The 25,617-nt window shown below is 68.0% G+C and carries 25 protein-coding genes and 1 pseudogene; 19 read left to right on the top strand and 7 right to left on the bottom strand.

Annotation, left to right across the window (positions count from 1 at the left end; all coding sequences use genetic code 11):
• Window positions 1-9: 9 nt before the first annotated feature.
• The 3 genes and pseudogenes from RBJ77_RS50845 to RBJ77_RS50835 all read right to left on the bottom strand — a co-directional run bounded on the left by RBJ77_RS50845 (window position 10) and on the right by RBJ77_RS50835 (window position 1,054).
• A complete protein-coding gene (locus tag RBJ77_RS50845) occupies window positions 10-450 on the bottom strand; it encodes a hypothetical protein (RefSeq protein WP_372351158.1) in 441 nt (146 codons plus the stop codon).
• Window positions 451-488: 38 nt separating this feature from the next.
• Window positions 489-575, bottom strand: a pseudogene (locus tag RBJ77_RS50840) (IS5/IS1182 family transposase); the annotation flags it as partial.
• A gap of 62 nt (window positions 576-637) precedes the next feature.
• Window positions 638-1,054, bottom strand: coding sequence for a DUF5959 family protein (locus tag RBJ77_RS50835; protein WP_372351157.1), 417 nt, complete (start codon window positions 1,052-1,054; stop codon window positions 638-640).
• A gap of 262 nt (window positions 1,055-1,316) precedes the next feature.
• Here RBJ77_RS50835 and RBJ77_RS50830 point away from each other — a divergent pair, with 262 nt between their 5' ends.
• The 3 genes from RBJ77_RS50830 to RBJ77_RS50820 are packed head-to-tail and all read left to right on the top strand — an operon-like array spanning window position 1,317 to window position 2,736.
• Window positions 1,317-1,727, top strand: coding sequence for a DUF6313 family protein (locus RBJ77_RS50830; protein ID WP_372351156.1), 411 nt, complete (start codon window positions 1,317-1,319; stop codon window positions 1,725-1,727).
• Entirely contained in the window at window positions 1,724-1,981 is a 258-nt protein-coding gene (locus RBJ77_RS50825; RefSeq protein ID WP_372351155.1) for a DUF6313 family protein, read from the top strand. The genes RBJ77_RS50830 and RBJ77_RS50825 overlap by 4 nt, the downstream gene beginning before the upstream one ends.
• Window positions 1,982-2,013: 32 nt before the next feature.
• Window positions 2,014-2,736 (top strand): DUF6082 family protein, encoded by a 723-nt coding sequence (locus RBJ77_RS50820; protein ID WP_372351154.1) that lies wholly within the window; start codon window positions 2,014-2,016, stop codon window positions 2,734-2,736.
• 210 nt (window positions 2,737-2,946) lie between these two features.
• On the opposite strand, the gene RBJ77_RS50815 is transcribed toward RBJ77_RS50820, so the two are convergent.
• A complete protein-coding gene (locus RBJ77_RS50815) occupies window positions 2,947-3,525 on the bottom strand; it encodes a TetR/AcrR family transcriptional regulator (RefSeq protein ID WP_372351153.1) in 579 nt (192 codons plus the stop codon).
• A gap of 81 nt (window positions 3,526-3,606) precedes the next feature.
• Between RBJ77_RS50815 and RBJ77_RS50810 the strand changes: the two genes are divergently transcribed.
• The 4 genes from RBJ77_RS50810 to RBJ77_RS50795 all read left to right on the top strand — a co-directional run bounded on the left by RBJ77_RS50810 (window position 3,607) and on the right by RBJ77_RS50795 (window position 6,203).
• Window positions 3,607-4,380, top strand: a complete 774-nt coding sequence (locus tag RBJ77_RS50810) for an oxidoreductase (RefSeq protein ID WP_372351558.1) — start codon at window positions 3,607-3,609, stop codon at window positions 4,378-4,380.
• Between the two features lie 33 nt (window positions 4,381-4,413).
• Entirely contained in the window at window positions 4,414-4,791 is a 378-nt protein-coding gene (locus RBJ77_RS50805) for a VOC family protein (RefSeq protein WP_372351152.1), read from the top strand.
• Window positions 4,792-4,863: 72 nt separating this feature from the next.
• Window positions 4,864-5,400, top strand: a complete 537-nt coding sequence (locus tag RBJ77_RS50800; RefSeq protein WP_372351151.1) for a hypothetical protein — start codon at window positions 4,864-4,866, stop codon at window positions 5,398-5,400.
• Between the two features lie 296 nt (window positions 5,401-5,696).
• Window positions 5,697-6,203: a hypothetical protein gene (locus RBJ77_RS50795; protein ID WP_372351150.1), complete on the top strand. Its 507-nt coding sequence runs from the start codon at window positions 5,697-5,699 to the stop codon at window positions 6,201-6,203.
• Window positions 6,204-6,247: 44 nt separating this feature from the next.
• Here RBJ77_RS50795 and RBJ77_RS50790 read toward each other — a convergent pair whose 3' ends face one another.
• Window positions 6,248-7,219: a hypothetical protein gene (locus RBJ77_RS50790; RefSeq protein WP_372351149.1), complete on the bottom strand. Its 972-nt coding sequence runs from the start codon at window positions 7,217-7,219 to the stop codon at window positions 6,248-6,250.
• Window positions 7,220-7,372: 153 nt separating this feature from the next.
• On the opposite strand from RBJ77_RS50790, the gene RBJ77_RS50785 reads away from it, so the two are divergent.
• Together RBJ77_RS50785 and RBJ77_RS50780 are read left to right on the top strand one after the other, a co-directional pair.
• Window positions 7,373-8,638 (top strand): DUF4241 domain-containing protein, encoded by a 1,266-nt coding sequence (locus RBJ77_RS50785; protein ID WP_372351148.1) that lies wholly within the window; start codon window positions 7,373-7,375, stop codon window positions 8,636-8,638.
• 163 nt (window positions 8,639-8,801) lie between these two features.
• The gene (locus tag RBJ77_RS50780) at window positions 8,802-9,263 is read left to right on the top strand and encodes a ricin-type beta-trefoil lectin domain protein (protein WP_372351147.1); all 462 of its coding nucleotides are present in this window, start codon (window positions 8,802-8,804) and stop codon (window positions 9,261-9,263) included.
• Window positions 9,264-9,436: 173 nt separating this feature from the next.
• Here the strand turns inward: RBJ77_RS50780 and RBJ77_RS50775 are convergent, their stop codons facing one another.
• Window positions 9,437-10,468 carry a LacI family DNA-binding transcriptional regulator gene (locus RBJ77_RS50775; RefSeq protein ID WP_372351146.1) on the bottom strand — a complete coding sequence of 344 codons (1,032 nt, stop codon included), beginning with the start codon at window positions 10,466-10,468 and terminating at the stop codon, window positions 9,437-9,439.
• A 334-nt stretch (window positions 10,469-10,802) separates the two neighbouring features.
• Here RBJ77_RS50775 and RBJ77_RS50770 point away from each other — a divergent pair, with 334 nt between their 5' ends.
• From RBJ77_RS50770 to RBJ77_RS50730, 9 genes are all read left to right on the top strand, one after another.
• Complete coding sequence (locus tag RBJ77_RS50770) at window positions 10,803-12,113, top strand: ABC transporter substrate-binding protein (protein ID WP_372351145.1); 1,311 nt, start codon at window positions 10,803-10,805, stop codon at window positions 12,111-12,113.
• A gap of 86 nt (window positions 12,114-12,199) precedes the next feature.
• The gene (locus tag RBJ77_RS50765) at window positions 12,200-13,219 is read left to right on the top strand and encodes a carbohydrate ABC transporter permease (RefSeq protein ID WP_372351144.1); all 1,020 of its coding nucleotides are present in this window, start codon (window positions 12,200-12,202) and stop codon (window positions 13,217-13,219) included.
• Window positions 13,220-13,235: 16 nt separating this feature from the next.
• The gene (locus tag RBJ77_RS50760; protein ID WP_372351143.1) at window positions 13,236-14,147 is read left to right on the top strand and encodes a carbohydrate ABC transporter permease; all 912 of its coding nucleotides are present in this window, start codon (window positions 13,236-13,238) and stop codon (window positions 14,145-14,147) included.
• A gap of 55 nt (window positions 14,148-14,202) precedes the next feature.
• Window positions 14,203-15,663, top strand: a complete 1,461-nt coding sequence (locus tag RBJ77_RS50755; RefSeq protein WP_372351142.1) for a GH1 family beta-glucosidase — start codon at window positions 14,203-14,205, stop codon at window positions 15,661-15,663.
• Window positions 15,664-16,658: 995 nt separating this feature from the next.
• Window positions 16,659-17,483, top strand: coding sequence for a hypothetical protein (locus tag RBJ77_RS50750; protein ID WP_372351141.1), 825 nt, complete (start codon window positions 16,659-16,661; stop codon window positions 17,481-17,483).
• A 1-nt stretch (window position 17,484) separates the two neighbouring features.
• Complete coding sequence (locus RBJ77_RS50745; RefSeq protein WP_372351140.1) at window positions 17,485-18,753, top strand: sigma-70 family RNA polymerase sigma factor; 1,269 nt, start codon at window positions 17,485-17,487, stop codon at window positions 18,751-18,753.
• Window positions 18,754-18,955: 202 nt separating this feature from the next.
• Window positions 18,956-20,425, top strand: a complete 1,470-nt coding sequence (locus RBJ77_RS50740) for a serine hydrolase domain-containing protein (protein ID WP_372351139.1) — start codon at window positions 18,956-18,958, stop codon at window positions 20,423-20,425.
• 15 nt (window positions 20,426-20,440) lie between these two features.
• Window positions 20,441-20,962, top strand: coding sequence for an Imm21 family immunity protein (locus RBJ77_RS50735; protein WP_372351138.1), 522 nt, complete (start codon window positions 20,441-20,443; stop codon window positions 20,960-20,962).
• Between the two features lie 704 nt (window positions 20,963-21,666).
• A complete protein-coding gene (locus RBJ77_RS50730) occupies window positions 21,667-22,599 on the top strand; it encodes a ricin-type beta-trefoil lectin domain protein (RefSeq protein WP_372351137.1) in 933 nt (310 codons plus the stop codon).
• Between the two features lie 158 nt (window positions 22,600-22,757).
• Here RBJ77_RS50730 and RBJ77_RS50725 read toward each other — a convergent pair whose 3' ends face one another.
• Window positions 22,758-24,308 carry an aspartate:alanine exchanger family transporter gene (locus RBJ77_RS50725; protein ID WP_372351136.1) on the bottom strand — a complete coding sequence of 517 codons (1,551 nt, stop codon included), beginning with the start codon at window positions 24,306-24,308 and terminating at the stop codon, window positions 22,758-22,760.
• 816 nt (window positions 24,309-25,124) lie between these two features.
• On the opposite strand from RBJ77_RS50725, the gene RBJ77_RS50720 reads away from it, so the two are divergent.
• The gene (locus tag RBJ77_RS50720; protein ID WP_372351135.1) at window positions 25,125-25,592 is read left to right on the top strand and encodes a hypothetical protein; all 468 of its coding nucleotides are present in this window, start codon (window positions 25,125-25,127) and stop codon (window positions 25,590-25,592) included.
• The last annotated feature ends 25 nt before the right edge of the window (window positions 25,593-25,617 follow it).

Here is a 25,617-nt window from a genome sequence, read left to right as displayed (position 1 = left end):
GGACCCCCATTAGCAGGGGCGCAGAACGGGATCTATCTCCGCCAGACTCTCGCGCAATCGACGAGCTCCCAGGACTACACGATCGTCGCTGTCGCCCGCCATCACCTCGCAGAGTCGTAGCGCCTCGTCCAGGTCGACCGAGAAGATGCTGAAGACGTCGACGACTGCGGTGTGGATGTAGTCGGCGTGATGGTCGTTGGCGACCGCCAGCGCGGACGCGACGATCGTCAGTCCAGTCAGGTCACTTCGCCGAAGCAAGGCCTCCGTGGTCCGGCGGGTGACAAAGGTGTCACCAGGATCGAGTACCAGCCCCATCAGCAGCTCCGAAGCCTCCGGGAGCTCGGCGAACCCTGCCAGGCCGTAACCGGCATCTGCCCGATCGCGCCAGTCGTCGCTTCGCCCGAGCTCGCCAAGGGCCACGACAACCGCATGCCGCAGGTCACTGTCCACTGACTGGCCCGCCCTTTCCCAGGATGCGGGTCACAGTATCCAGGGTCGCGGTGGTGCGGGATGATCAGGCCGGTTCCGCGATATCCGCCATCGGCAATCACTGTGGTGTTCCCGACGGCATCCTGCCCGAGGCCGTCGATGACTCGCCCCGCAGCGGACTTTGAGATCACTAACAACGGGCCGAACCCTAGCGTGCGACCGCCTCTCGGACACCGGCCAGCCGCAGCCGGTTCTCCCGTAGCCACTCCGGGCCGACATCGATCGGGACCCGCACGGCGATCTGTGTCGACGGCGAGTCGTGCACCGTCACCTCCACCGGGTCATCCGGAACTACCTCCAACCAGGCACTACGGTCACCCGCTGGCCACTCGACTCCCTCCTCGGCCTCAAGGGCACCGAGGCACCGCTCCCACTCGTCCAGGTCCTGCAGTGACACCTGCAGTCCGACCCGTCCGCTGACGAAGTCGCTCTCCACGACGATCTCGGCGGCGTAGTACCGCTCCTTTTCCATTCGCCGAGGATCACTGCATCTCACCTCGACGGTGACACTCTGGGCCGGGTCTGCGAACCGGAAGAGTTCGACCGCCTGTGCTTCGTCGATCACAGCTGCTGCCTCTTGAACACTCGATGGACCCGGTTGCGCTTGATCTTCTCCCACACTCCGTCTCGGCCGACAGCCCCGCGACGCACATGCGGGGCATCACTTTCATCCATAAGAAGGGCCCCAGCTGCCAAACCCACGCGCACGCGTCACACAGGCCGATCCGGGGCGGCAATTGAACGGCTGCCGGACGTCAACACCCGGTGCGCCGGGGGATCCTGCGACGAGTCTGTCGCGGGCGACGTCTGGGCGCTACCGTCATGGCATGCCTGAGCCGGCGATGGTTCCACCGAAGGTGACGTGGTTAGAACAGGCGCGTGATCTGCGGCGATCTCTGGCGCGTTTGAATCGACCCCATTATTGGCTCGTGACCCGGGCGCCGGCATGGCTCGTGGGATTCGGCCTGCTGTATGTCCTGGGAGGCGTGACCCTGGGGTGGCGCACTGCCTACGAGGTTTTGGTCGGCCTCGCGGCGCCGGGTGATACACCGGTCCCGGCCTACGCGTACGTACTGGGTTTGCTGGGCTGGTTCCTGGTACCAGCCATCATCGGAGGAGTTGCCGGCTACCTCGTCACGCATCAGATCGAGCGACGCAGAACGGTGGACGCCGAGGAACTCCTCGCACGAATGCGGCGCGAAGCGGGGTTCTCAGCAGATTCACAGGGCTCTGAATGAAGTCGCTTCAGGATTTGCACGCCGAGAGTGGCGAATCGCGCGCTTTTGTCGAGCAGTTTGTCAACGGACCCCACGGGGGCCGCTGGAGCAGGGCGCAGGACCACTGGTCACGGACCGTGGAGTACATCGCGCACAACGCCAAGGAACTGGAGAACATGCAGGCGGAGTTGGCGGAACGCCGGGCTGAGAGCCTCGCCCAGACGCTGGCTTGGACGCTGGCCCGGGTGCATAAGTGTTGGGCGTGTGCCCTATGACGACACGGCACCCTTCGGATGAGGAGGGACTGGTGCCGCCGCGCAGGTCGCTCGACGCCCTGCTCGGGGAGATGCTTCACGAGACTGTGCCCGAGGCGCGGGCAGAGGGAGCGCGCCGGGCAGCCGCCTTGATCGCGGACGTCGGGATGCGACGCGACCCAACGGCCGCCGACATTGACGAACTGCGGCGAATCCTCAGTACGAGGGCCGCTTCGAAGAAGCAGTGGAGAACTCGCGGCCGACGGTTCGGAAGGAGCACGAGCCGGTTCTTGACGGGGCTCGCGGAAGGAGTGACCGAAGCGCGCCGGAAACGGGGCGCTGGCGTCGCGACCCACGGCAAGGGCCATGCGCAAGATCGTGAGGCGAGCCTGATAGCAGCTCATGACATCCGTCTCGGGCTACTCGGAGAGGCGATCGGCGATCCGGCTCTCATGGCGGCCCTGGACGTCTACGACGAGGCTTTCCCTGCCGAGAGGCACCGACAGTTCCTCTTTGTCGAGGCCGTGTACCGGACGTACCTCCTAGAGTGGCGTGTCGGGGTGATGACGCGTCAGGAGCTCTTCGGGAAATTGCGGATCTTCTTCCACAATCGAATCGTTCTGGAGTACTGGGAGGCGACTCGTTCGCATCGGGCAAGTCTTGACCAGAGCTCTGACGAAGCAGCGATCGGCCGCATGGCCGACATGCTGGTTCTGGAATTGATGGAAGCAGACACGGAGGAATGGTGGGTCGTGGGCGAGCCGCCCCGTGATTGAGCCGGGCAGCTTCTGTTCTTGGTTGGCTGCCAGCTTCGTCGCCAAGCTCCGGGCCGAGGCGACGAGATCCGCGCGGGGGAGGGCGTTCGGCTTTCCTTGCTCAGACAGTGCGACCTGAACCTGCTCGGCCGCTACCGGTTCACTCCCAGCGTCCCGTCTACTGGTCTTCTGCGCCCGCTGCGGGACCACGCTGGCACGCACCCCCTTCGCTCAGGTCGCGCGCGCAGCACCGTGGCGCAGCCCGTCGAGGAGGAGGCGGGTGATGGTCCGGGCCTCATCCAGCCACCCCTCGTGCACGCGCAAGGCACAGATGCCGCCAAGAGCCCGCAACAGGGTGGGCCCGGTGACGTCGCCGCGGACGGTACCGGCCGCGCTGCCGGCGTCGATGAGCCGCGTGAGGGCGTCGCTCATGCGGGTGCGGGCGTCGTCAAAGACCTGTGAGTCGCTCGCCATGATGCTCTCCAAGGCCACGGACATGCCCTTGCCCACGGCGGCGTGATCCACGAGCAGCAGCAGGAAACGACGCAGGGCCTCCTCCGGAGCGCACTGCGCCAGCAGGTCGTCGGCTGCGGCGACCAGTTCGTCGACCTCTTTGCGGTAGACCTCCTCGATCAGTGCCTCGCGGGTCTCGAAGTGGCGGTAGAGCGTCCCGACGGCCACCCCGGCGCTTCGGGCGATGTCCTCCACGTGCGCGTCGGTGTCACCGTCGAGGAACGCCTCGCGGGCCGCGGCCAGCAGCGCCTCGCGGTTGCGCCGCGCGTCGGCGCGCAGAGGGCGTGATGCCGTCAAGGAAACCTCCATAAGGTGAGTCTGGTTCAGGTTAGGTGTACCGTTTCCGGAGTCCGGTTCATTTTACTGAGGGGATCTCCAGTGACGACCACCGACAAGAGCTTGGACGGACTTCGCGTGCTGGTCACCGGCGGCAGCCGGGGGCTGGGCGAGGCGACCGTGCGCCGGTTCGTCTCCGCCGGCGCCACCGTGCTGACGGCCTCCCGTACCCGGCCCGCGACGGACAGCGGCGCCACGTTCCTCGCGGCCGACCTGTCCACGGAGCAGGGCGTGGCCGATCTCGGCCGCCGCGTCGTCGAGCACGTGGGCGGCGTGGACGTTCTGGTGAACAACGCCGGTGCGGCGAGCGCGCCGGCCCCGACCCTGAACCGGTCCGACGCTTCCTGGCAGGCGGACCTTGAGATGAACCTCCTCAGTGCGGTGCGCCTGGACCGGGCCCTGGTGCCGGGAATGGTCGAGCGCGGCTCCGGCGTCGTCGTGCACGTCTCGTCGATCGCCAGCCAGTTGCCCCAGCGCACCGAGGCGTCCTACGCCGCCGCCAAAGCCGCGCTCAACACCTACAGCCGGGAGTTGGCCACTGAGGTCGGCGAGCACGGCGTGCGCGTGGTCTGCGTCCTGCCTGGCTTCGTCGTTACCCAGGGTGCGACCGCCCATCTGCGCCACATGGCCGAGGAACAGGGCCTGACCACCGACGAGATCACCCAGCAGATCGTGGATCACCTGAAGGTTCCCCTGGGGCGCCCCGGAGACCCCGAGGACGTCGCCGAGATGATCGCCTTCCTCGCCTCCAGCCGTGCGAAATGGCTCACAGGCGCACAGTTCCGCGTCGACGGCGGCATCCTCCCCACCGTCTGAAGCCCGACCAGCGCGAAGAACAGGACACCCGGCATGCCCATCAGCCCCATCACCCTCACGTCAGTGATCATCGACGCTGCCGACATCGAGACGGAAGGCGCCTTCTGGCACCGTCTACTGGGCGGCTCCGTTCACCGCACACCCACGCATCACTTCATCCAGGCTCCCGGCCTGCCGGTGGTCGTCGTGCAGTCAGCGCCCGGACACGTCGCCCCGAGCTGGCCAGACGGCACCTCTCAGCAGATGCACCTCGACTTCGGTGTCCAAGACCTTGCGACCGCAGACCGCACGGCCACCGAGGCGGGCGCCATCCGCCTGCGGCCAACGGAGGAGAGCACTCCGGAAGGCCCCACCGGCAGCCGCGTCTACGCCAGCCCCGCCGGGCATCCCTTCTGTCTTCGCGCAGCCTGAACGAGCGTCGTATCCACGTGAGGGCTGACCCCGACGCCCGTTTAGGGTCTGGGGTTTATGCGACTTGTAGAGATGGAGATCGCCCAGCATGACTGGAAGAGCATGCTGTGTGGGTGCGGCGCCTCGGCTGAACACCTAGCCCGGGATCTGCTGCAGGTCGCGGGCGGGGGAGTCCGGCAGGAAGCGAACCACGTCAGCCTCGAAGAGCACGTCTGGTCTCCGGTGGTGCTGTGGGAGCCGGCCCCCGCGGCGGCATCCGTCGCTCTGGCGGCCCTCGCGGACGATGTGGAACCGGCATCCCGGGAGTGGTTCCTCGACCTCCTGCAGTACGTGGTGGCGGGCGAGGGCACGGACGGGGAGTCGGCCCGGCGGGGGCTCGATCTTCCGGAGACGTGCAGGAGCCTTGCCCTGCAGGGCCTCTGGCTCCTCTATGGAGAGGTGATGTCGAACCGGTCCCTCGGGGCCGTGGGCACCGCGTTCGAGATCCTCACTGCGGTGGAGCCCGATCGGGCCCGACTGCAGCGGGTTCGCGAGATCGCGGCCGATTGGTTGCCGACGTGCTGCCGAACCGGCCTGTGCGATGAGGACCTCGGCGTCGTCGATCGCTGACATTGCCTGCGGCGCGGGTAGTCGGCCGTGTGCCGACCGTTCCGTACTCGAGGGTGCGCGGGCTCCAGCGCTCGCCACCCGGCGCCCAGCGCGCGCCTGATCGTGTGTCGACTAGTGTCGCTTCATCATCCGGACGCCGGCACCTGCAAAGGCTTTCGACCGACGCAAAGCGGACGAGGCTTCGATGCTTCGATGGGCTGCCGCCCCGGCAGGGAACCGTGGAGGCCCCTTGATCGTCCGGTACAGACGTGACTGATGTGAATCCTGAATCCAGTTCTGAGTCCAGTACTGCTGCTGTGACGCCTGAAATCCCCGCCGACCAGCGCGATTTGATCGGCGATCTCTCCGGGATCGTCAGCGACTACCCGTACGTGGACCCGGAACTGGCCCTCACCGTCCTGGTCGACGCGGCGAAGGGCGCCTTCGCGCGGCCCGCCCCAGGCGACCAGGGAGTGAAGGAACGGACCGGCCACGCCATCCTTCTCTACGCCACCTGTTGGTACGTCGGCTACCGCCTCGCCGAGACGGGCGTCCCCACGGCGTACGCGGAGGCCGCGAATGCCCTGAACACCGCCCTCGCCTCAGCGCTCTGCACCTGCGCCGACGGCCCTGGTTCCCACCCCGACGATATCGACGACCCCGAGCACCTGGTCGAGATCGGCGCCGCCCTGCTTTCCGAGGAGGGGCGGGTGTACCTCGCCGAGGTGCACGAGCTTGAGCCGGCGGAGATCGCCGCTTACGACTGTCCCGCGTTCCTCGACCACCTCGCCGGTGAGATCAGGGTGGGCGCCAGTCCCAGCTGAGGGCCGGGCCCCGCCTTTGCGTGGCCAACGCCGACTGCCTGATCTCAAACGTTGTGCCAGGGCGGCCAGGGGAGCCCCGGTGTGAGCATGTCGTGGACGCAGCGGCGCAGTCCGTCGTTGGAGTCGACCGGTGGGAGCCACGGCACCCGCTGGAACAGGTCGTTGCATTGGTCGGTGGTCGGGTCGTTCAGGAGGGCTCGGAGCTCGTCGGGGACCGGGTCGTCGACCAGACACAACCAGGCGAGCGCGGCGCCGATACGGATCTCGGGCGATCGTCCGGGATTCGACCACAACTCCCGGGCCCACCCCGGCGCGTGTTCATCCTGGTGCTCGCGTGCGAGCTGGGCGATCGCCAGGATCAAGCTCGCACGGACCACTGGATCGTCTTCTACGGCCAGCCTGCGGTGCAGAGCTGAGCTGGTGCGCGGCATCTGGCCGGTCGCCACGGCCAGGACGAAGGCGGTCGCCGAGCGGACTGCGGCGTCCGGATCGGAGAGAAGAGGGAACAGAAGATCCAGGTCGTCGGTGACGGCGTCGCGCGCAGCCTGAATCGCCCAGTTCGTCGGGCACATCGTGGTGCCCTCCACCTCCAGCGGATCCTCGGCGACGTGGAGAAGTCCTTCGCGTGTTCCGTCCCCGAAGTGCTGGCAGCGTCCGATCTCCGCGACCAGGCGAAGAGTGTCCGCCCGGACGCCGGGAATCCCGGACGCGGCAATGCGGACCAGGAACGGGACTGCCAGTGCTCCCACCGCGACCGTGCTGCCTTGATGGTGGAGGTTCTCCCACAGTTCCCCCAAGGCCCGGTCGGCGGCTTCGGCATCTCCGGAGGCGAGCGTCGTCAGGCGAACGGGTATCTCCTCGCCCGGTCCGTAGCGGTGCGGGAAACGCTGCCAGGGGATCCTGTCGTACTGGAATCGGTCTTTGACCTCCCGCGGAATCGCGCCCATGACCGTTCGCACGTCGACATCCGTACCTGCCCACGCCTCGGGCCAGCCGGCCCAGCGGTCATCGCCCATGGTCAGGCCTTCCGGTCCACCGACACCATCCGGACGCCGGGAGTCTAACGACCAGTGATCAAGAGCGTGCTGCTGCCCGACCCGGCAGGGCCACTGTCAGTGGTGGCGGCTACGTTGCATCTCGGCAGGCGAGTGGGGAGCGGGGAGCGGTCCATGGTGGTCGAGGTGGGGTATGCGGAGGCGTGGGACCAGGAGGGCCGGGTGCCTTGGCGGCCGATATCGGTCGGGGAGGCGGGGGAGCGGGATGCTGCTGGGCTTCCGTACGTGGTGGTGTACACGGTTGCCGGGCGACAGGCTCCGTTGGAGGTCCGACTCGTCTCCTGGCGTGACCACTACGTAGGGCTGTGGGTCTATGACGTACACGGGCGCCGTGTCTACGACCTGGACATGAGGCTGCTCGACGACCCGGCGCGACTTCTGCGCCGGTGCACGATCGGCTGGAACTACCCCGGTCCGCAGATGGCGGAGTTCGACGAAGCATGTCCGCGGGTCACCGTGGAGTTGTTCCCGGACGGAAAGGGCCGGCGGGAGGAAGAGCCGCGAGGCGCGGGCGGTGGCGTGCACGTCACCGTACCCCAAGTGGACGACGGGGAACGGTGGATGGAGCGCCCTGCCTTCGGGGAATGGCCCCTCCTCTCGTCCGAGGTCCATGGACTCACGGAGCCGCTGGTCTTCGAGGTCGGGGAGGCGGTGGCCGCCGACGGCGCCGGCAAGGTCGCACCCAGCACTTGCTGGCGTCCTCCCCGCCCCGCGCAGCCTGGGCCCCTGACTGAACTGTTCCAGGCAGGGACGTGTGTGACTGACGGCTACCACCCCGTGATGACGGTGGTGGAGCCGCGTCAGATCGGTTCCCTACGGGTGCCCAGCGGCCTGCTGGCTGTCTCCGGTCCGGACATCGACGATGGAGACGGGCCGCACCTTACGATCCCCGTCCCGCCAGGCATCCATGTGCTGGAAGAGGCTCAGGCCCACCATGCCTACACCTGGGATGGGCAGGAGGTCACGCGTACGGACCCGTTGGCCGTCCGCGTGCGCGTCAGTGACGCCCCCGCCGTGACCTGGGAGATGGCCCGCCGTCCCGTGGACGACCCCCGCCTGCTCCGGGAGGACGAGATCTTCGGCTTCGGCACCGACGGCGCCACGGGCTGCTTCGCTGACGCGGGGGCCTGGGAGCCGCTCCTCGCTCTCTTCGGGAAGGGGTTGATCGAGGGGGACCCGGACCTGGCGCCTGACGTGTTCGAGGACATCGAGGACTCGATGTACTTGCTGCGTACTCGGGACCGGGCTTCCGGTGGTGAGTTGGTGGCCTTCGCGACGACGGGCGACGGTACGTACCCGGTCTGGGTCGGCCGGTCCGAGACAGGTGACGTGGTGGGGGTTGTGGTTCTGGTGGACGGGCGGGTGGAGTTGGTCCGCTAGAAGGCGTCCTGGCCGCGACTGTGCGCCCTCGGCTGACCGGCGGCGGTGCCACGCCGCGTATGCCCCCACTCCCGAATTCCCATTGGCCCACCGGGCGTTGGGCGTCTGCGCTTAACTGTTCAGTGGCGGTGCAAGCTACCCAACGAGGTCAAGGGGAGACGGCGTGCTGAAGAGAGTTGTCGCGGTCAGCGCGGCTGCAGTGTTGGCATGGGGCCTCAGCACGACGACTGCGAACGCGGCATCCATCTACGTGCACTTCCAGAACACGGCCACCGGCCACTGCCTGGACTACCGGGCCGACTACGGCGTCTACGCGACCGACTGCAACAACAGCGGCTACCAGACCTGGCTGATCAACGCGACGACCTTCGAACTGTCCGCGATGCGCCAGAACGCGGGCGACCGGCTCTGTCTCGTGGCCCGCAACGGCGCGGCGACAATGAAACCGTGCCTCGCCAGTGACCCGGCGGCCCTGTGGGTCCTGGCCCCCACGACCGTAGGGTTCGAGCTGATCAACAACGTGACGGACACCTGCCTCGGCGAGGGCGCGGACGCCAAGCATCTCGTCAAGCTGGTCGCGTGCACGGGCGGCAACTCCCAGCAGTGGCAAATGCAAACCGTCTGACCCGCGGGTCTCAGGTCGCCGGCGCTGCGATGGCCCTCCCATCCGCCTGGTCCAGCGCGCTGATCAGGACACGGGTCGCGCCGAGCCGCCCCTCGCAGCGGTCGCAGCCGGAGTTCGCCCCTCGCAGCGGCTGATGCACCTACGGAACGCGCAAGCCGAAACCGCTCCCCGCCTCAACCCCCGCAAGGCGAAGACGAATCCCGCACGATCAACTCGGTGGGGAGCACGAGCTTCTGGCGCTGCGAGCCGGGGTCGGCGATCTCCTCCAGGAGGACTCGGGTGATCGTCGACCCGATCTCCTCCACCGGCTGGCGCACACTGGTCAGCGACGGATGCGCGTAACGGGCGATGTACGAGTCGTCGAATCCGACGACGGCCACGTCCTCCGGTATGCGCCGACCCTGCCGCCTCAGTTCGAGCATGGCCCCGGCCGCCATGACGTCCGACGCGGCGAACACGGCGTCCAGCTTCGGTGAGCGTGCAAGAAGTGATCGCATGGCTTCCATCCCGCCCTCCTCGGTGAAGTCGGACGTGGCGACGGGACACTTCTCGGGCGGCATGCCGGCTTCTTCCATGGCGTTCTTCCATCCCTGCAAACGGCTGCGGGACACGTCCATGTCGAGTGGGCCGGTGATGGTGGCGATGGCCGTCCGGCCGCTGTCGACGAGGTGCCGGCCCGCCGACTTCGCGCCGCCCAGGTTGTCGGAGCACGCGTGGCTCAGGGACTCCTCGGCGCTGCGCCGACCTGCGAGTACCGTCGGCAGACCCAGGTTCTCCAGGATGTCCGGCAGGGGATCGTGCTGGTGGACGGAGACCAGCAAAACACCGTCCACCCGCCGCTCCGCCACGTGGGCGGTGAGCTGGTCGCGTTCCTCCCTGTCCCGCACCAGGACGAGTTGCAGTTGCGTACGGGTGTCCCGCAGTGCCGCGCTCACCCCGCGGATCACGGCGGAGAAGTAGGGCTCCGCGCCGAGTCGGCTCTCGGATTCGGGGATGACCAGGGCGATCGAGTTCGTGCGCCGGGTCACCAGGCCGCGGGCGACGGAGTTCGGAACGTAGTTGAGCTCGGCGATGGCCGCGAGCACGGCGGCCTTCGCCGCATCGCTGACGAGATCCGATCCGTTGACAACCCTTGAAACGGTGGTCCGTCCGACCCCGGCCCGAGCGGCCACGGTCTTGATGGTCGGCCGCTGCGGTGCCCCCATGTCGTTCTCCTCGTCCCCTGCCCATTGAACGCCGTTAGCGAGCACATTGTGCCAGATCATCGGGCCAACGGACGGGTGCGAAGGGTGAGTTGGGGCGGGGGCCGCGCGACATCTTTTGGCAACCGATTGGTTTCAAGTTGTTGACACGGTGCTCCGGGGCGGCCAGTCTTCGAGCGCCCGGCGGAACGTTCCCACTGCCATTTGGGCACGTTCCCATCCCATCGATGGGCACGTTCCCACCCACCTGTGGGCACGTTCCCAAACTTGTCGGGCCGATCGTCAGGACGGCGGTCGGCCCGTCTCTCCGGTGCGTCTGCGCCGTCTGGGAGGACCGTTGAAGAACACCCGGAAATTGCTGAACAAGCGAGGTTCCGCCCTCATATCGGTGGTGGCGGCCCTCGGTCTCCTGTCCGCCTGCGGTGGTGGTGGCGGCGGGACCGGCGGAGGCGTGAAGGACGGCAAGACCACCATCACCATGGGCCTGTTCGGTGTGATGGGCATCAAGGAGTCGGGGATCCTCGACGAGTACGAGAAGCAGCACCCGAACGTCGAGGTCAAGGTCGATGTCGCCGGTGACGAGCAGACCTACTACACGGCCTTCCAGACGCACTTGACCGCCAACAGCGGCCTGAAGGACATCCAGGGCATCGAGATCGGCCGGGCCAAGGAACTCATCGACACCCGCGCCGACCGGTTCGTCGACCTGGCGAAGGTGCCCGGCACCGACCACTACCTGCCGTGGAAGCAGAACCAGGTCACCGGCAAGGACGGCAAGGTCATCGGGCTCGGCACGGACACCGGCCCCATGGCCGTCTGCTACCGCAAGGACTACTTCAAGCAGGCGGGGCTGCCCACGGACCGCGACGAGGTCGGCAAGCTGTGGGCGGGCGACTGGAAGAAGTACGTCGAGGCGGGCGAGAAGTTCAAGGCCGGCTTCAAGGGCGGCAAGGTCGCCTTCATGGACAGCTCCAGCGGTCTGTTCAACGCGATGATCTACGGCGACTCCCAGCAGTTCTATGACAAGAGCGGGAAGCTGATCTACCAGGACAACCCCGCCGTCGCCGATGCCTGGGACCTGTCGGCCAAGGCGGGCGCCGCAGGCCTGAGCGCCAAGCTCCGGCAGTTCCAGCCCGGTTGGGACCCCGGCCTGGCCAACGGCACGTTCGCCACGGCGGTCTGCCCGGCGTGGATGCTCGCGCAGATCAGCGAGAAGGCCGGCCCGAAGAACAAGGGCAAGTGGGACGTCGCCAAGGCGCCGAAGGGCGCCAACTGGGGCGGGTCCTTCCTCGGCGTCATGGAGAAGAGCCCGGTCAAGGACGAGGCGACGAAGCTCATCGCCTGGCTCACCGCGCCGGAGCAGCAGGCCCGCATCTTCAAGGAGCTCGGCAACTTCCCCTCGTCGGAGAAGGCGCTGGCCTCACCTGAGGTGGTGGGTGCGAAGTCCGACTACTTCAACGGCGCCCCCATCGGCCAGATCTTCGCCGCGGCCGCCAAGGACATCCCCGACGAGCAGGTCCTGGGCCGCAAGGACGGCACGATCAAGGACATCTTCTCCCAGGGACTGCGCCTGATCGAGACCCAGCACAAGAGCGCCGACGAGGCGTGGAAGACCACCGACGAGCGCATCCAGAAGGCCGTCGGCTGACCTCTTTCCCGGCTGCCACGCACCTGCGGGGTGCGTGGCGGCCGGGGGCCCAGCCCGCCAGTCCACCGCCCACGTAAGGACCCCTCGTGGCACCACACACTTCGAGTGCCGCGGCCGTCGAGCCGCCCCTCAACGACAAGGACGGCAGCTCCCGACCCGCTTCCGGGCTCCGCAAGAGCCGGCCCCCGAGCTGGCGGAGCAAGCTGCTGCACCGCCTGGACGTGAAGGGGGCGCCCTACGCCTTCATCGTCCCGTTCTTCGCGATCTTCGCCGCCTTCAGCTTCTATCCGCTGCTCTACACGGCGTGGATCTCGCTCCATCACGTCGAGCTCGCGACGATGGACCTGATGGAGTGGATCGCGTTCGACAACTACGTCAACCTCGTCAAGGACGAGCGGTTCTGGAACGCGCTGACCAACACCATCACCATCGGTGTGCTCTCCACCGTCCCGCAGCTGCTCATGGCACTCGGTCTCGCGCACCTGCTGAACTACCGGCTGCGTGGATCGACGTTCTTCCGGGTCGCCGCACTGACGCCGTACGCGACCTCGGTGGGCGCCGCGGCGCTGGTGTTCACCATGCTCTTCGAGCGCGATTTCGGCATGATCAACTGGGCGCTGAGCCTGGTGGGCATCGATCACGTCGACTGGGAGAGCAACAAGTGGGCGGCGCAGACGGCGATCTCCACGATCGTCATCTGGCGGTGGACCGGCTACAATGCCCTGCTGTATCTCGCCGCGATGCAGGCGATCCCGCGCGACCGCTACGAAGCGGCCGCGATCGACGGGGCGTCCCGCTGGCAGCAGTTCCTGAAGGTCACCGTGCCCGGGATCCGGCCCACGATCGTCTTCACGATCGTCCTGTCCACCATCGGCGCCACCCAGCTCTTCGGCGAGCCCCTCATCTTCGGCCAGGGGCCGAACGGCATCACCGGCGGCGCCGACAACCAGTACCAGACCCTCGGCCTGCTGCTGTACGAGGAGGGCTGGAAGAACTACCAGATGGGCCGCGCGGCGACGGTGGCCTGGGCCATGTTCCTGCTGCTCGTCCTCGTCTTCGTCGTCCAGCGCCTGCTCAGCAAGTGGCGTTCGGCGCGCTCGTCCTGACCAGGAGTTGCTCCCCATGACCACAGACACTCTCCAGGCCCCTTCCGTGACGGAGCACGCCCCGGCCAGGCGGCGCGGTCTCCGGCTGCCCACGAAGATGAAGGCCGGGCGTCAGCACCACGCGGGCCCGCTCGCCTACATCCTGCTCGGCATCGCCACGCTCGTCTCGCTCTTCCCGCTGTACTGGACGCTGGTGGCCGCCTCGTCCGACAACACGCGGGTCACCCAGACCCCGCCGCCCTTCCTGCCCGGGCCGAACCTCCTCGACAACCTCGGCAAGGCCTGGCAGGACGCGGCGTTGGGGAAGGCGATGGCCAACAGCCTGATCGTGGCCGGTGCCATCGCCACCGCCACCGTCCTGTTCGCCACGCTCGCCGGTTTCGCCTTCGCCAAGCTGCGCTTCAAGGGACGCAACATCCTGCTGATGCTCGTCATCGGGACGATGATGGTGCCGCCGCAGCTCTCGGTCGTGCCGCTGTTCATGATGATGACCGACCTCGGCTGGGGGCAGAAGCTGCCCGCCGTCATCTTCCCGACGCTGGTCAGCGCCGTGGGCGTGTTCTTCATGCGCCAGTACCTCAGTGACGCGCTGCCCGACGAGCTGGTCGAGGCCGGCCGCGTGGACGGCGCCCATTCGCTCCGCATCTTCTGGAGCATCGTCCTGCCAGTGGCCCGCCCGGCCATGGCCGTCCTGTTCATGATCACGTTCGTGCACGCGTGGAACGACTTCTTCTGGCCGTTCATCGTGCTCGACATGACCAACCCGACGGTCCCCGTCGCCCTGACACAACTGAGCGCCGGCTACGTCCGCGACCAGTCCCTGATCATGGCCGGCGCCCTGCTCGGCACCCTCCCGCTGCTCGCCATGTTCGTCGTCTTCGGACGCCAGATCGTCGGCGGCATCATGCAGGGCGCGGTCAAGGGCTGACCCTCCTCCACCACATCTCGCATTGCCGACAGCACAGTTCATCGGAAGGAACTCCGTGGTAACCGCAGTCCGACACGTCGCGCCCCAGGCCGGGACTCCCGAGACGCTCGCCTTTCCCCCCTTGTTCCTGTGGGGCACGGCCACCGCCGCCTACCAGATCGAGGGCGCCGCTGCCGTGGACGGACGCACCCCGTCCATCTGGGACACCTACTGCCGGACCCCGGGCCGCGTACGCAACGGGGACACCGGTGACGTGGCCACCGACCACTACCACCGCTGGCGTGAAGACGTCGCGATGATGGCCGACCTCGGCGTCGGGGCGTACCGCTTCTCGCTCGCCTGGCCCCGCATCCAGCCGACCGGCCGCGGCCCCAGCGTGCAGAAGGGACTCGACTTCTACCGCAGGCTCACCGACGAGCTGCTGGAGAAGAACATCAAGCCGGTCGCCACCCTCTACCACTGGGATCTCCCGCAGGAGCTCGAGGACGCCGGCGGCTGGCCGGAGCGCGTGACCGCCGACCGCTTCGCCGAGTACGCGTCCCTGGCCGCCGAAGCACTCGGCGACCGCGTCCACACGTGGACCACGCTGAACGAGCCCTGGTGCAGCTCCTTCCTCGGCTACGGCTCGGGGGTCCACGCCCCCGGCCGGACCGACCCCGTGGCCGCGCTCCGTGCCGCACACCATCTCAACCTCGGCCACGGCAAGGCGGTCCAGGCCCTGCGCGCGTCGCTGCCCTCCCGTGCGCAGATCTCGGTGACGCTCAACTTCCATCACGTGAGGCCGCTTTCCGAGCAGGCGCAGGACGTCGACGCGGCGCGCAGGATCGATGCCCTCGCCAACCGCGTCTTCACCGGCCCCATGCTGAAGGGCGCCTATCCGGACGACCTCTTCCAGGACACCGCCAGGCTGACCGACTGGTCCTTCGTCCGCGACGGGGACGTGCAGGAGATCCACCAGCCGCTCGACTTCCTGGGCGTCAACTACTACTCGCCCACCCTCGTCTCGGGTGATGCCCCGGAGTCGAGCCACGGCTCGGACGGCCACGGCAACAGTGCGCACAGCCCGTGGCCGGGGGCAAAGGACGTCGCCTTCCACCTGACCCCGGGCCCCACCACGGCGATGGGCTGGTCCGTGGACCCCACGGGCCTGAACGAACTGCTGCTCCGGCTGGACGCGGACTTCCCCGGCCTGCCGCTCATGATCACGGAGAACGGCGCCGCGTTCGACGACTACGTCAACCCGCAGGGCGAGGTCAACGACCCCGACCGGATCGCGTACTTGGAAGGACATCTCGCCGCGGTCCACCGCGCGATCGCGGCGGGCGTCGACGTCCGCGGCTACTTCCTGTGGTCCCTGCTCGACAACTTCGAATGGGGCTACGGGTACAGCAGGCGTTTCGGCGCCGTCTACGTCGACTACCCGACCGGCAAGCGGATCCCGAAGGCCAGCGCCCACTGGTACGGGAAGGTCGCGCGCAGCGGGGTGTTGCACACGTCGACGGAGTCGGTCGACTGACGGCAGGCCGGTCCGCGGCCGTCGGCGTGGTTCCGCTGACGGCCGCACTTGTCGGCAACTCCATCAGAAACGCCTGCTTGTTGGAGTGGCGTGTAGCACGCCGGGGTCTTCTGTGAACACGGTACGGAGCCGTATCGGGTGTCTGCGTAACCTAGAAACCCCCAAACGGGTTCAGCGATGAAGGCGGCGTGGCAGTCTATATAGCTGTGTGGACGGCTCAGCCGACTGCATGGCTACTGGCACGCCGGTAGCTGCCTATTGGAAGAGAAGGTCTGACCCTGCGCTCCGGCCAAGAGATCAGAGGGACAGACCCCGTCAGGCGGGGGCTTCGCGGCTCCCGCCTGTTCCCATTGGGGATTCCGTCGTGGGGCGTGCGGACCATCTGGCAATCCCCGCCCGCGACGTGGCGGGTATTTCGCGGCGGTGGGCGGAGCGGAGACTTCTGTCTCGCGTGCTGATTGTTCTGGCGCTGTTCTCTGCTCGGTGAGTGGATGCCTGCAGAATTTCGAGTGAGCGCCTGAAGTAACGATTCTTTCCGCTCGCCCGAACTCGCCTGACTGCTCGTACCTTTCAAGTGCAAGTGAGCCGCAACTCCGGTGGCCTCGGCGGCAGTTGGAGTAGACCAATCGACTCTGTGGTCAAGTGTGCGATTTCATCGCGGGTTTCGAACGCACGTAGGTTTCGCTGTCGGCCTGCATATATGCATCCGCTGTCGCATCTGATTCCCGTGCCGCCCGTTCACCGACGCTTTCGCTCCTGCGGAACGCGCCTGCGCGCCATCCGTGTTGACTATACGTCAAAAGGATCACAACAAAGGAAACATCCGACCTGCGATTAAGCCTGAGATTCTCTGGACGCCAGGGTTTCTTTGCGGTAATTCTTGCGGTGCCGACCCCTGTGTTCTGGCCGGAGCGCGACGGGTCGCTTTCCAATAGGTAACCGGCCTGCAGCCCCTGAGGGGGCTGCAGGACCCGGCCGCACATGCGAGATGAGCAATGACGCGCCTGGAACACTTCGACCATCCCGTCCTGCGTCCTCGGAAGATCACCCGCGTCGGCGTCGATGCGCTGATGCACGTCCTGAGCCAGGAGTTCACCCCCGACCAGATCAACCTCAGCACCGACTACCGCATCCCGCGCCAGTGGAGCCCCGGCACGCGGCGCAGCATCTACGTCAACGGCGCCCACGCCCTGGACGAGCTCCTCGACGACCCCCGGATCCGGCGGGAGCTGCCGGCCGCCGCAGCCGTCGAACTCACTCAACTCACCCTCGACGCGGAGGCCCCGGGACGTCACATCAGCGTCGCGATAACCCGCCAGGGCGTCACCGCGTTCATCGAGTCGGACAACCGGGACTGGGTCAGCGGCCGCTCCCAGGAGGTCAAGCACGCGGTGGAGGACGGGCACCACCCCGCATGGGCGGTGTGGCGCGTATCCCGCCGCCGCGGCTACCTCGTCGCGGGCCTCGCGCTCGACCTCCTGGCCGTCACGCTCGCCTGGATCATCGCCGGATCCCAGATCGTGCACTCGGCGGCGGCCCTGACCATCTCCCTGATCGCCCTGCTGGCCATTCCCGCGGCCGCCGTCGCCCTCGGCGACCGCTTCGTGCACCGCTGCATCGTCAAGATCCGCAAGAACAGCCTGTCCTGGTTCTGGACCCCCTGGAGCATCAGCGAACGGATCGCGTTCTGCGCGCTGATCGTCGCCCTCGTCGTGGGCCTCATCAACCTCTTCAACACCCTCGGTTCCGCCGACGACTCCAAAGGCCTGCCCGCCCCGACCCACGCACCGAACATCACCGCCACCGAGCGGGGGATCTGATGTGACCACTCAAGCAGAACTCGACGCCCCCGGGCCGGACTCCACCCAGGAGCCCGGCCCCCGGGCCGCCACCACCGGCGAGAACCCAGGTGCCGACTGCGCCGACTTCGCCGACTTCTACCACCGCACCTACACCACCTACCTCGCCTACGCCTGCCGCTACACCACCAGTCGCGACGGCGCCCAGGACATCGTCCACGACACCTTCACCGACCTCTACGCGCGCTGGAACACCATCCGCCAGCCCACCTCTTACGGCGTGCGCGCCCTGCGGCACAAGCTCCAGGACCAGGCCCGCAACTCCGCCCGCACCATCCCCACCTCCACCTTCGAGGAGAGCGCGCTCGCCGAGAATGCGCCCGTCGAAACCGTCGTGCTCAGAAGGACGCTCCTGGACGCACTCAGAACCCTTCCCCCCACCCGCCGCCGCATCGTCGTCGCCTACTACATCCAGGACCTCACCACCGACGAGATCGCCACCTGCCTCGGCATCACCCCCAGCACCGTGCGCGCCCACCTCGTCCACGCCCGCCGCGACCTGCGCGACCTGCTCACGGACCCGCCCACGCCCCGGGCGGGGACATTCGAGGAGCCGCCCGCGCGGCCACCGTCGGACACCGGCACCCTCACGCCCGCCGTCGGCCCCGCCTACGACCGGTACGTGGACACGGTCTACCGCTACATCGCACTCCTCACCGGCACCGGCTCCGCCGCCGAGGACCTCACCAGCAAGACCTTCCGCTACGCCCTGACCCACCACACCGCCACGGACGACGACCCCAAGACCTGGCTCATCGCCACCGCGCGCACCTTCGTCGCCGGCCGCCCGGCCGCGGTGCCCGGCCCCCGCGGCGACCGGCACGACGCCGTCACCGCCCTGCGCGACGCCGCGGCCCAGGAGCCCGCCGCCAAAGCCACCGTGAACATCGACACGCTCTTGAAGGCCTTCAACAGCCTCAACCCCGCCCAGTACGAGTGCATCGTGCTCCGCTTCTTCCAGGGCCTGAGCGTGGCCGAGAGCGCGCACATCATGAACCGCAGCGAAAACGCCCTCAAGGTCCTCCAGCACCGGGCCCTGAAAGGCCTCGCACAGCACTTCGAGCCAGACGTCCGACCACACAGCGAGCCGCTGCAACCCGCTGACATCACCCTGGCCCTCAACGCGGTCGTCGCACCGCGCTGCTCCCACTACATCAAGCTCAACTCCGCCACCCAGCAGCGGATGCGGGCGGCCATCAAGCGCCGCAGCGGTGAGGAACTCATCCGATAGCTCCGCCGAGCCGAGGCGGCGACGGGGGAGAGGCACACTTCGTCGAGGGCTCGCGTGCCTGGCCGACTGGCAAGGCGCCCTGGACGGCGAACAAGGTCCCCACCCACATCGATCGCTGGCGCTGTTCCTCTCCCCGCGTCTGGCGTGGATGATGGCGAACTTGTTGTCGTGCACGATTCGTCAGCCCGGTGAGGAAGTGGCCATGTCGTCTCAGCACCCCTTGCTTCCACGGTCCGCGCCGTCGGCCACGGGACTGCCGCCGCAGGCGCTCGACGCATTGCTCGACCGGCTGGAAACGGTGTCCGGCGCGTGCCACTCGATCATGGTGGTGCACCGGGGCCAGGTCGTCGCCGAGGGCTGGTGGGCCCCGTACTCGGCCGACCGCCTGAACCTGCTCTACTCGCTGACGAAGTCGTTCACCTCGATTGCCGTGGGACTCGCGGTCGGAGACGGGCTGTTGTCCCTGGAGGACCGGGTGGTGGACGTGCTGCCGGAGCACGTCCCGGCCGATGTCAGCGAGCAGGGCCGTCGCATCACCGTCCACCATCTGCTGTCCATGACCGCCGGACACCCCACCGACAGCCTGACCGAGGCGTGGGAGCTGGAACCCCGGGACCTGGTGAAGGGTTTTCTGCGCCTGCCATTCGCCGCGCCGGAGGGAACGCGGCACGAGTACGACAACTCCACCACCTTCCTCCTGGCCAGGATGGTCGAGAAGGTCACCGGCCGCGCTCTGCCCGAGCTGATGGACGAGCGTGTCTTCAAGCCGATGGGCATCGACCAAGCCGAATGGGACCGGGTCGCCAGCGGTGCCTCCTTCGGCTTCCAGGGACTGCACCTGACCACCGAGGCGGTGGCCGCCTTCGGTCAACTTCTGCTGCAGGGCGGCCGGTGGGGCGGCCGACAACTCGTCCCACGTGACTGGGTGGACTTGGCGACCAGCCGGCACATCGACTCCGGCTGGCATCAGGAGGGACAGCCCAACACCGACTTCTTCTGCGGATACGGCTACCAGTTCTGGATGTCGCGCCACGGCTACCACGGCCATGGCGCCTACGGGCAGCAGTGCGTGGTGGTTCCCTCGCACGACCTGGTGATCGCCGTGACCGCCGAGGGAGAGTCGCAGGAGGTCTTCGATGCCCTGTGGGAATGCCTCCTGCCGGGCCTGGAGTCGGCGGTCGGCACTGGCACCGCGGCGGCTGCTGCCGAAACCGGGCATGAGGCGGACGGCGACCTGGACGACGCACACGTAACAGAGCGACTTCGGAAACTGGCCCTGCCCCTGGTGGCGGGATCATCGCAACCGGGACGGTCGGTGACCGCCAAGCTGGACGCCTCTGCGGAGGATTCGGCGTTGCCCCATGGGACGGCGGTGGCGGTCGATCCCGTCGACGGTGGATGGGTGGTGCGGTTCGAGTCGGTCTTCGACGTCGAAGTCGGCCACGGCCACTGGCGGGAGAGCGCCCCACTCGGCCGACCGATCGTCGCGGCCGGCGCCTGGCAGGGCGAGCTGTTCGTCGCCGACCTGTACGTCATCACCACCCCGCACCATGTCCGGCTGACCATCGACGGTGAGACCGGTACGGCGATATGGAGCACCCCACCCCTGACCGGCCCGGATCTGAGGCTGCATGTGCGATCACCGCTGATGACACGGCCGGACGTCTCGTAGCGTGCCGAGGTCTGGGTGGAGTCGACGGGCGGCCCTCTGGCCGTCGTCCCCGTCGCCCTGGCCGCCTGGGGTGGGTGCACGGAGAGTGGTGTCCTGGCGGGAGACGCCACCGCTCCTGACGGCTACGACCGGGCTTGCGCGGTGGACGGTTTGGCCGGTGTGATCCCCGTCGGCGAGAACGGTGCGCAGGCACTGGTGCTCGCGTACGAGTCGGCCACCAGCTGCTATCTGCCTGAATCTCGAACGTTCCTGCGGTGGCTTGCTGTTGGACGGTCCGGCAGTGCTCATGGACTCCGCCGAAGCGGGTTCCGCCTTGGGCATCGAGTACCCCGATGGCGGGATGCCCGGAGGGTGCTTCGGGCGGGCGCGCTCAGTTGCGGCGCGCAAGGTTGGGCAGATTGCCCGCAGATCTTCGAACGCTGGCCGCGGGGGCCCTGGCCAAGTGGTCTCCGAGGGGTCTGTCTGGATCGAGTGGGCAGATTCAACGCATGGGCTTCACGACATGTCCCAGGACTACAAGGCCGATCGCCACGGTGAGGAGCGAGGGCGAGTGCAGGTTCCAGCTGACCAGCAGCAGTAGGGCTCCTGCCCCCAAAGTCTTGGTTGGCGCACTCGCTGCTGGAGCCAGTGGCCCGGCATGCGGCCCAGGAGAATTGCGTGGATCCCGAGGACGGCCCATATGAAAGCCAGGATGAACAGCGCTATGGCCAGCACACCAACGATGTACAACCCAACCCCCTGGTCCTGCTGCTGTCGCATCACGTGACGCCGTAATTGAACCTCGGACAGGGGAGTTCTGAGCTCGTTTCGCGGTCCTTGCCCACGTCGTAGGGGGCGGTGGGCCGTCGGGTTCTCCCAGGGTCTCCGAAGGTCGGCGACTGCCCCATGCAGGCAATCAGCAGGTGCCCGGCCCGCGCCGGTGGGCGCGGCTCTGCGGAAGCTCAGCCATCGTCTTCTGAGCGATCTGCAACAGGGGGACACGACGATCCTGCAATCCGATGCAATCAGCCCCGCCCCAGGTCCTGGAGCCTCACCCCCTCGGCACCACCCTCCCCACTTCTCGTTCGCCGTTGCACCTGACGTGTAGTCATGATCGTCCGATGGGGTGGCCGGGATCCGAGCCTGCAGGTCCGGGGGAGCGGACGCGCGACCATGATCATCGTCTCTCCGGGCGCGGCATGCGTCCGTACGGCCATCGGCCGGGCCGAGGCACTCCACCCTTCAGTGAAAGCAGCTCCGCGATGCCCTCCTTGCGTCACCGGCTCATTCAGGCGGCCAGCGTCGCCGCCACCACGCTCGCCCTGGTCTGCGCGGCGCTCCCCAACGCTTCGGCTGCCGACGTCCCCAAGACGGTGGACATCGAGCGTGGTGCGACCGCCGAGGTCCCCTTCACCTACCAGAACACCGGTGGCAACTACGGCATCGCCCCGTCCGGTGCCTCCGTGGTCTTCACGGCGCCCGAGAACACCACCTTCGCCGAGCAGACCTCCGTGCCGAGCCTCTACAGCGCCAACGGACAGAGCTGGGGCTCCACCAACGTGGGCCTGCGCAACTGCCGGCGCAGCAACAACGACCGCACCCTGACCTGCGACGCCTACGCCAAGAACGGAGGCGACAGCAGCTGGAACAACTACACCTATCGCCAGTTCCGCCCCAAGGTCACCGTCGATGCCGACGCTCCCTTCGGGAAACTCCCCACGGGCACCGGGACCTTCAACTTCCGCACTCCACAAGGCAACCGCTACAGCCCCACGGGCACGCTGAACGTCAACGTCCCGGTCCCTGTCATGTGCCTGGTGGCACCGAAGGACGCCACGCTGCACGACCCGGTGCGGATCTGGAAGTGCGCAGACATCGACAAGGCCGAGTACGCCTCGGAGTGGAGTTACGCCAGCAACCGCCTGGAGTCCACGGACGGCACCTCCTCCGAGGGCGTCACATGCGCGTACAACTGGCCCACGCAGCAGGACCAGGTCCAGATGTGGCTCTGCCAGAGCGACAGCCGCGTGGACTGGACCCGTCAGGGCTCCCAGTTCGTCCACAACGACACCGGCAAGTGCATGGACGCCGGCAGCGGTCGCAGGAACGGGGACATCGTCACGCTGAAGCCGTGCGCCAGCGGTGACCCCAACCAGGTGTTCACCTGGTCCGGCAGCACGCTCGTGGTGCGCTGACCCCGCGTTGATCCCGCGACCGGGGCACGAACACGGTGTCCGGTCTTCGCCGCCCTGCTCGGTGGCAGGGCGGCGGATGCGTTGGCTCCGTCGCGCGGAGGTCTGGTGGTGATGCCTTCGTCCGATGTGGGCCCGATGCGGGGGTGCGGTTCCTGGAGTCAGAGCCCGACGATGAGCTGGATGCAGACGATCTTCACCAGGATGGCGAGGGCGAAGAGCGTGGAGTATCCGGCGTTGATGCGGCTGTCGGTGGCCCGAGCGTTGGCGTAGGCGAGGATCGCGGGGTTGCCTACGTAGCCGGAGAGCAGCCCCATGGTGCGTTCGCGGCTCTGGCCCAGCAGGCGGGCCACCAGGATCATCAGGGCGTAGCTGACGACGGCTCCGATGGCGAGAACCGCGAGGAGTTTCAGGCCGAACAGGGAGAAGGCGTTCTGGCGGAAGGAGTATCCGGACGTCAGGCCCACGACGGCGAGAAAGAGCAGGAGACCGATCTGCCTCAGGGTGAGATTGGCGCGGGTGGGGAGGGTCCACACGAAGGGTCCGGTGCGGCGGCGCCAGCCGAGGATCATGCCCATCACGAGCGGGCCGGCGCCCGTGCCGAGAGCCAGGGTGGTGCTTCCGAGGGTCAGCGACGGGATGCCGATGAGGAAGCCGAGGGCGAGGCCGAGGCCTAGGCTGACCGCGCTGACCTCGCTGACCTTGGTCTCGGTGTCGCCGAGGTAGGTGCTGACGGCGTTCGACTGCTGGCGGGGCATGACGACGCGGAGTCGGTCGTCGAGCTGGAGGACGAGGTCGTCGTGGGCCAGCATGTCGAAGTCGCCGCGCCGGACCCGGCTGACGAGGGCGCCGTAGCGCTCCTTGAGGCCCAACTCGGCGATGGTGTGGCCGGCGAGGGCGGGATCCGTGAGCAGGATGCGTCGGTAGTCGACGGTGTGACGGTCCTCGAGGAGATCCTGGGCGGCAGGGGAGCCGAGGTACGAGGTGGCTGCGTCCAGGTCGTTCTCGCCGCCGGCCAGGACGACCTGGTCGCCCGGGGCCAGGACGTCGAGGGCGTGGGCGACGACGGTCTCGCCGCCCGCCGGGCGGAACTCGGTCGCCAGGACGCGCCGGTCGGCGACCCCCGGCACGTCGGCCCAGCGGACGGAGCGGGTCACCTGCACCGTACGGGCGACGAGTTTCGACGGGAGGCCCGAGTCGGGGTCGCGCCGGGCCTTCCACCTGCGCCGGGTGGCGATCACCGCGACGAACACGATGGTGATGACGACGGCCAGGGGGTAGCCGATGGCATAGCCGACGGCCGGCTGGGCGGGGTCGTCCGAGGCGGCCTGGGCGGCGGCGAGTCCAGGCGTGGTGGTTCCGATGCCCGCGTAGCCGCCGGCGAGGAACGGGCCGCTGATCCCGAAGCCCTGGTGGCCGACGAGGCCGACGACGACCGCGGTGAGGGCAAGGGCCACGACGGCGCCCGCCATCACCGCGAGCTGGCCGCGCAGTTCGCGGAAGAACGCCGGACCTGACTCGAGACCGACCGTGTAGACGTACAGGGCGAGTCCGAGCGCGGAGACGCCCGCGGGGACGGCGGGGCCGATGTCCGGGTCGAGCGCGCCGACGAAGAGGCCCACGAACAGCACTCCCGCCGCGCCCAGTTTCACCGGCCCGAACCGGACCATGCCGAGGAGCGCTCCCGCCGTGATCACGGCGAAGACGGTCACCCACGGATTGTCCGCGAAGAACTGCCACACGGCCGGGCCCTTCCCCTGCTGCGAAGCACAAGTGCCTGACCGGGCCATGATCTTTCAGACCGGGAAGGGCCGCCATTCGGGACCGCGGCCCGACAGGGCGCAGGCGTGGAGGGCCCCGGCTACGCCTGTGGCCACCGGGGCCCTTGCTGCGGGAGTGAGTGCTGGGGTGGCCCTCTGTGAGGAACAGGGGGTCGGGCGGAGCGTCTGGCGCGCAGAATGACTTCATGTCAAAGCTGCTGGCGCGGTCGGTTCGTCGGTCCTCCTCGGGTTCAGTGCTGTCCTTGTGGTCGCAGGACTCTGTGTTGTCGATCGGCTCGGTGGGTTCGGTGCTGTCCATCGGCTCCGTCGGGTCGGCCCTGTCCGTGGGCTCGATCGGGAGCGCCCTGTCGGCCGGCTCGGTCGGCTCCACTCTGTCCCTGATCTCGACCGGGTCGTGGTTGAGCACGGGGTCCTTGTTCTCCGCGCAGTCGCGGTGGTCCGTACTCTCCTGGCGCTCTTCTCGCAGCTTCTTGGCCGTGGGAGCGGTAGGGGCGGCTACGGGAGGTGCCGCTCTGGTGGTGATGGGGATGGTGCAGTCAGGCCGTCGACCGGCATCGAGGTGAGGCGCCCCTGGTGGACGGGCTGGACCAGTGATCACTCTGCCGAAGGGCGGCCATGCCGAACGACGGGCCGTGGAGGCCATGGGGAGCACCCACCCGCGCTGCGTACCTCACCGGCGACGAACCCTTCATCGGTGTGGACGGGAAGTCCGTGGCCGATTTCTGGCGTTACTGTGTGCCGAACCTGATGACGAACACGTCGCGGGGGCTGCTCGCGCAGTTCCTGGTCCACACCGCGCTGGGCAGTACGACGCAGCCCGACGAGTGGGACTGCTACGACGTGGTCGGCGAGGACGGTCTGCGGGTCGAGGTGAAGGCGAGTGCCTACCTGCAGTCGTGGGAGCAGCGGGAACTCTCGCGGATCAGCTTCTCGGTCGACAAGCGTCGCCCGTGGACGGCCGGCGTCGGCTTCGCGGACGAGGCGACGTACAACGCGGACGTCTACGTCTTCGCCCTGCACACGGCGATCCGGCACGAGGACTACGACCCGCTCGTCGTGTCCCAGTGGGAGTTCTACGCAGCGTCGCGCGCGGCGATTGCGGACTTGAACCAGAAGTCGGCCGGCCTGGCGACGGTGCGCCGCATCGCGCAGGGGCCGGTCGGCTTCGACGACTTGGGCGATCTGATCCGCTCGGTCGGTGCGACGGCAGGGTGAACGCCGGAGGGAACTTCTTGGTCAT

Source organism: Streptomyces sp. KL116D (assembly GCF_030766975.1).
Classification (GTDB): Bacteria; Actinomycetota; Actinomycetes; order Streptomycetales; family Streptomycetaceae; genus Streptomyces; species Streptomyces longispororuber_A.
This window is presented reverse-complemented; position numbering and strand designations above follow the sequence as displayed.

Bases quoted from the DNA above. Each gene is read 5' to 3' on its own strand.
- RBJ77_RS50830 (WP_372351156.1), top strand. From the start codon at position 1,317: ATGCCTGAGCCGGCGATGGTTCCACCGAAGGTGACGTGGTTAGAACAG.
- RBJ77_RS50800 (WP_372351151.1), top strand. From the start codon at position 4,864: ATGGAGATCGCCCAGCATGACTGGAAGAGCATGCTGTGTGGGTGCGGC.
- RBJ77_RS50750 (WP_372351141.1), top strand. From the start codon at position 16,659: ATGACGCGCCTGGAACACTTCGACCATCCCGTCCTGCGTCCTCGGAAG.
- RBJ77_RS50825 (WP_372351155.1), top strand. From the start codon at position 1,724: ATGAAGTCGCTTCAGGATTTGCACGCCGAGAGTGGCGAATCGCGCGCT.
- RBJ77_RS50790 (WP_372351149.1), bottom strand. From the start codon at position 7,219: ATGGGCGATGACCGCTGGGCCGGCTGGCCCGAGGCGTGGGCAGGTACG.
- RBJ77_RS50785 (WP_372351148.1), top strand. From the start codon at position 7,373: ATGGTGGTCGAGGTGGGGTATGCGGAGGCGTGGGACCAGGAGGGCCGG.
- RBJ77_RS50775 (WP_372351146.1), bottom strand. From the start codon at position 10,468: ATGGGGGCACCGCAGCGGCCGACCATCAAGACCGTGGCCGCTCGGGCC.
- RBJ77_RS50760 (WP_372351143.1), top strand. From the start codon at position 13,236: ATGACCACAGACACTCTCCAGGCCCCTTCCGTGACGGAGCACGCCCCG.
- RBJ77_RS50740 (WP_372351139.1), top strand. From the start codon at position 18,956: ATGTCGTCTCAGCACCCCTTGCTTCCACGGTCCGCGCCGTCGGCCACG.
- RBJ77_RS50730 (WP_372351137.1), top strand. From the start codon at position 21,667: ATGCCCTCCTTGCGTCACCGGCTCATTCAGGCGGCCAGCGTCGCCGCC.
- RBJ77_RS50720 (WP_372351135.1), top strand. From the start codon at position 25,125: ATGACGAACACGTCGCGGGGGCTGCTCGCGCAGTTCCTGGTCCACACC.
- RBJ77_RS50805 (WP_372351152.1), top strand. From the start codon at position 4,414: ATGCCCATCAGCCCCATCACCCTCACGTCAGTGATCATCGACGCTGCC.